3 protein-coding genes are annotated in these 1418 nt (G+C 44.8%); all 3 read right to left on the bottom strand.

Going from position 1 to position 1418, the window contains the following annotated elements; all coding sequences use genetic code 11:
- Nucleotides 1-39 precede the first annotated feature (39 nt).
- A complete protein-coding gene (locus A3739_RS13625; RefSeq protein WP_068476870.1) occupies nucleotides 40-267 on the bottom strand; it encodes a hypothetical protein in 228 nt (75 codons plus the stop codon).
- Nucleotides 257-1132, bottom strand: coding sequence for a putative RNA methyltransferase (locus A3739_RS13620; RefSeq protein WP_068478432.1), 876 nt, complete (start codon nucleotides 1130-1132; stop codon nucleotides 257-259). Before A3739_RS13620 ends, A3739_RS13625 begins: the two co-directional genes overlap by 11 nt.
- Nucleotides 1133-1149: 17 nt before the next feature.
- A partial coding sequence (locus tag A3739_RS13615) for a M20/M25/M40 family metallo-hydrolase (RefSeq protein ID WP_156502581.1) occupies nucleotides 1150-1418 on the bottom strand: 269 nt, incomplete at its 5' end.

Here is a 1418-nt window from a genome sequence, read left to right as displayed (position 1 = left end):
CAACATTCTTTATATAAATCTCTACATCGGGTTGCTGTGTCATCGTCGTGTATCCGTAGTGAAAAAGCGTTTTAGTCGTTGCCACAATATCATGACATATGCAGCGACAACGCCAAATATCGATAGGGCTGCTGCTATTAATGAAACTAGACCAATTAGTTCTTGTTGCACTGAATCTTCCATATAAAACTCAGCGTAGGTTAAGCCAGAGAGTGATATCAATAAGAGTGCGCTGAACACAAAGAATAGCTTAAATCTAGTTTCCATTTATATGATTCTTTGGTTTATAGCTTGCAACATATACATCGCAGCTTAATGAAAGCGATCTCAATTCTGCGGTGCGCTCGATCTCAGAGCGTTGCGCACGCCAAACATGTGGAGTCATTGTGATGAGGTCAAGAATGGCGTCTTTTGAGTTGAGCGTGAAGGTATAAGAAACGCGTTGGTCTTCGAGTAATTCAAAATCCTCGTTTGATATCGGTGTTTTCTCTACCCGCTTTTTAATTTTTACGTCTGGGTATAAGTGCTTCCGCAATTCAATGAGATGGTTTTGGCCTGCTGACACGTCAAGAAGCAGCCCATCATTCATAATGATGCGTCGTGCTTCCGACATACAGGGACGTGAAAACATATGTGTTACAAGGCTCTGACTATGATCTGAGACGGGCAATCGAAACGCATTGCCAACTAACCATGCTGCCTCTTTCACTCGTTTGGCAGCTGTGCGAATTGCTGGTATAGAAATATCTATACCAGTTAAGGCGCATTCAAGAGACATATCGCGTGCTAGAAAATTATGGAACTGTTGAGTGTAGTAGCCTTCACCGCAGGCTATGTCTGTGTACGTGATGGTAGGCACTTGGTGCGACTTCGCATGATGACTTATTTGACTAATACAAGCATCAACAATGGCTCGGTAATGGCCAAGCGCTAGAAACCGTTGACGAGCTTGTACCATCTCGATCGTATCGCCAGGGTTCTTGCTAGATTTATCTTGGTTGAGAAGTAGGTTGAAGTAACCTTGTTTAGCGCGATCAAAACAATGGTTTTGCTCACATCTCAAGGTGCGCTCCATGAGTTTGAGCGGCTTGCCGCACACAGGGCATTTGAGATGTGGCAATTGATCATTCATTGTCTTGGGCTAGTAAACTATGGCGCTAGCAACCGCGTCAGTATACCTTCATAGATATCTGACAAATCATTCAAATCCTGAACGCTTACGTGCTCGTTCACTTGGTGAATGGTCGCATTTAATGGGCCAAGCTCTAAGACCTGTGCACCTGTTGGCGCGATAAACCGGCCGTCTGATGTGCCTCCACTAGTGGATAGCTCGGTATCAATTCCTTTGACTTCTTTAATTGACGCAACGGCGGCCTCAACGAGTGGGCCTGCCTCAGTAAGAAATGGTCGTCCGCTCA

The organism is Oleiphilus sp. HI0067 (assembly GCF_001635735.1).
Note: the sequence above shows the minus strand (reverse complement) of the source record. Positions and strands in the feature narration are given on the sequence as shown.

Coding starts and splice junctions, on each gene's coding strand:
- A3739_RS13620 (WP_068478432.1), bottom strand. CDS start 1,132: ATGAATGATCAATTGCCACATCTCAAATGCCCTGTGTGCGGCAAGCCG.
- A3739_RS13625 (WP_068476870.1), bottom strand. CDS start 267: ATGGAAACTAGATTTAAGCTATTCTTTGTGTTCAGCGCACTCTTATTG.